This is a genomic window from Sporosarcina beigongshangi, from assembly GCF_033485195.1.
GTDB classification, from domain to species: Bacteria; Bacillota; Bacilli; order Bacillales_A; family Planococcaceae; genus Sporosarcina; species Sporosarcina beigongshangi.
Genome location: NZ_JAWLIR010000027.1, coordinates 1 through 3,389, shown reverse-complemented (window position 1 = coordinate 3,389; position 3,389 = coordinate 1). Strand labels below are relative to the sequence as shown.

3 protein-coding genes are annotated in these 3,389 nt (G+C 39.6%); all 3 read right to left on the bottom strand.

The window, feature by feature from the left end:
• Positions 1 to 113: 113 nt before the first annotated feature.
• Complete coding sequence (locus tag R2B77_RS12620) at positions 114 to 1,466, bottom strand: YjiH family protein (RefSeq protein WP_203248391.1); 1,353 nt, start codon at positions 1,464 to 1,466, stop codon at positions 114 to 116.
• 583 nt (positions 1,467 to 2,049) lie between these two features.
• Positions 2,050 to 2,730 carry a bacillithiol biosynthesis deacetylase BshB2 gene (bshB2, locus tag R2B77_RS12615; RefSeq protein WP_322555715.1) on the bottom strand — a complete coding sequence of 227 codons (681 nt, stop codon included), beginning with the start codon at positions 2,728 to 2,730 and terminating at the stop codon, positions 2,050 to 2,052.
• 16 nt (positions 2,731 to 2,746) lie between these two features.
• On the bottom strand, positions 2,747 to 3,097 hold the full coding sequence (locus R2B77_RS12610; protein ID WP_203248393.1) for a YojF family protein: 351 nt from the start codon (positions 3,095 to 3,097) through the stop codon (positions 2,747 to 2,749).
• Positions 3,098 to 3,389: the final 292 nt, after the last annotated feature.

The window sequence follows — 3,389 nt, the reverse complement described above, 5'->3', positions numbered from 1 at the left end:
TCTCATTAATTTAGGTTAGTCCAGAGTGATTCCGCGGTTTTTTTGCGCAAAGAGTGTGTTCCCGCGCGCACAGAAAAGCCCCGCGACAAGTTGCGAGGCTTTTTCGTATTTCATTAAAATAGTAAGTGAGCAACCCCTGCAACGATTGGCAATGCAATCAATGTGCGTAACAAGAAAATAATTAGCAGGTCAAGGAAGTTAATCGGAATTTTGGTACCGAGAATCAATCCACCAACTTCTGACATATAGATTAGTTGGACGACAGAAATCGTCGCAATAACGAATAGTGTCAATTCCGATGTAATGACGCCATCTGCCAAAATAACTGGCAAGAACATATCCGCAAACCCAACAACCATTGTTTGTGCAGCTTCTTGTGCTTCTGGAATGCCGAGAACGGACAGAATCGGTTCGAACGGTTTCCCTAAAAATGTGAAGATGCTTGTGTATTCAGCAAGAATAAGGGCAATTGTTCCGAACGCCATAACGACAGGCGCAACCCCAATCCACATATCGAATACATTTTTCATGCCGTCTTTGGCGACGTGGCCAAGGGATCGGTTTTTATCAGCCGTTTCAAGTGCTTTTTCAAGACCATGGCTAATGACATTGTATCCTTCAGGAAGCTTCTCCTCGTCGCCCGTAAATGGCCTTTCATCGATATACTCAACCTTCTTGCCAGCGAGTGGATAAATCCTTGGCATAATCACTGCAAGAACTAATCCTGTGAATACAACCGTTCCATAAAACGGCAGGAAATATTTAGACATGCCGACTGTATCAATAATAACGAGCGAAAACGTAATGGACACAACCGAGAAGGTCGTTCCAATAATCGCGGCTTCTTTTTTTGTATAGAAACCATCTTCGTATTGTTTACTTGTCAATAAAACCCCGATTGTTCCATCCCCAATCCACGATGTTAGAGCATCAATGGAAGAACGACCTGGTAATTTGAATACAGGACGCATAACTTTTACCATCATTGTTCCGAAAAACTCTAGTAGTCCGAAATTCAATAGTAGAGGTAATAATAATCCTGCAAATAAGAAAATAGTAAATAAGAATGAAACCAGCCCATCTGGTGCAAGAAGTAATCCGCCAGTGTTTTCATTCCAAACAGCTTCTGGTCCTACTTGGAATGTCACCATGATGGCGAATACTGCTCCCACAACACGAGTGATTGTCCAGAATGGTGATACTTTAAATAAATTCATAGTAAATGATGGCTTGGCGTGATCCGCTCTTACAAATAAGAATAATAGCGATCCCAGTGCAGCGATGATAATAATAATCATAGCGGTCATTGGCATTGCAGGTTCAAGTGCGACTGACAAAATGTCTGCGAATTTGGCAATCGGTACTTTCCAATCTTCTCCGAACTTTAACGGAATCATGAACAGAACGACCCCAAGAATTGATGGTATTAAAAAATAAAGCCATGTAGATAAAGAAAACTTTTTCATATGCATCCCCCAATGTATAACAAATCAATATGTATAAAATGAATATTTATACATATTAACCTGTTTATTTTCCTTTGTAAATAGAGTATATCTTATTTCTATTTTTCGGTCTATTCTTTATTATAAAAAAACCGTGGAAATGGGGATTTTAATTTTAAGTATCTAAATAAATCCACTAAGAATCGACTTTTTCAGAAGTCCTTTTTTTTAAAAAAGAGACTTAAAATGATTGAGGGACTATCAAAATGCTGATGCTATCATTGCAGTTTGATAGTCAGAGTAGTAATGTAAACGCTTTAAAACAGTTGGTTTTCATTAGTTATTGGACACGACTAGCTTTTAAAAAATAGAATGTGGGGATGTGGAGATATTATAGACTGTATATATACAGAAGAAATTTTACAATGGATGAATATGTATGCGATAAATGTACTATTAATTCATAAAATATGCAATTTTGTTATGAAAAAGTAATATGAAGATTCCTATTTATTGATAAATAAAAGAAGTTCAGAAGGCTATCTCCCTCTGAACTTCTTCATTAATAAGGTATAGATGTCTTTTGTAATTGAGTGACTTGTTGTTACTCGAAATCCTTTTGCCAATTGTACGTATAGAAACGTTCATTATTGAGCCATTTTAACGCGTCAGGATCTTGTGCAGCCAATTTCTCTTCCATTTCTTTCATCATCCAAACTGTTTGCGATGCATGAGCGTTCAGCGTAGCAATTTTTTTGTCACTGACAGCTGATACGTCGTGAATCACATCTGGTTCGCCAAGCACTTCAACTGTATTATTTGAAAAAGCGATTGTATAGACGATAGGGCGCTCGGTTTCAGCAATGCGTCTCACAGCACGAATGACTGCGCGTGCAGATGCATCATGGTCAGGATGAACGGACAAACCGGGATAGAACGAAATAATGAGCGAAGGATTCGTTTCTTCGATTAAATCGGTCATCAGTTGAATCATTTTTTCATCATCTTCAAATTCAATTGTCTTGTCGCGCAATCCCATCATACGTAAGTCGTCGAGTCCCATCGCTTCACAAGCTTTTTGGAGTTCACCTTTACGAATTTGTGGCAACGTTTCACGGTTGGCGAATGGTGGGTTACCGAAGTTCCGTCCCATCTCACCAAGTGTTAGACATGCATAGGTGACGGGAACGCCCATCTCTCGGTACGATGCAATTGTGCCGGACACACCGAAAGCTTCATCATCCGGATGAGGGAATACAACGAGTACGTGACGTTCTTTTTTTATCATCAAAAAGGCCTCCTTAATATGTGAACGGTGTCTCGCTTATTTCAAGCGCGACCGCAAGCTTTCCTTCTGGATCAAGCCCAGCCATTAGTAGTCTACCGTGTTCGTCGAGCTTATAATGCGTAATACCTTGTGCGTAAATCCAACCAGATGGTAGTTTTAAACCGATTCGATGTGGCGATTCACCGGTGACTTTCCCCAATTCGAATTTAACAACGACATTACGAATAAATGCACCCACATTAAAAAAACCTTCATTGAAATGAGAGGCATATGAGCCATTTGTTGTTTCAAGATGAATGTAGACATCTTTATTGGCGAAGGAAGTGATAAGTTCCTGTAAATGAATTTGTTTTACTATTTCCATAAATAATCCTCCTCGTACACTGTAACTGTGCTTCTTCACTAGTATATAGAAAAGAAGTATTGAATGCGATTGACGCGGCTTGGCGAGAGGGAGGAGAGTTCAACTGATTATCTGGTTATGCGGAAGTGTCCAAGGAAAAGTAACAAGTGTGCAACTAAATCTTAGGAGTGTCCAACCAAAGTGGGAAAGAGTGCAACCAAGCTGAGAGTGTGCAACCAAATCTGAGAAGTGTCCAACGAAAATAGGAAAGTGTGCAACCAAGCTGAAAGTGTCCAACGAAAAGTGGAAAGTC

What these genes read in the sequence shown, in the direction of transcription:
- R2B77_RS12620 (WP_203248391.1), bottom strand. Translation starts at nt 1,466, where the DNA reads ATGAAAAAGTTTTCTTTATCTACATGGCTTTATTTTTTAATACCATCA.
- R2B77_RS12610 (WP_203248393.1), bottom strand. Translation starts at nt 3,097, where the DNA reads ATGGAAATAGTAAAACAAATTCATTTACAGGAACTTATCACTTCCTTC.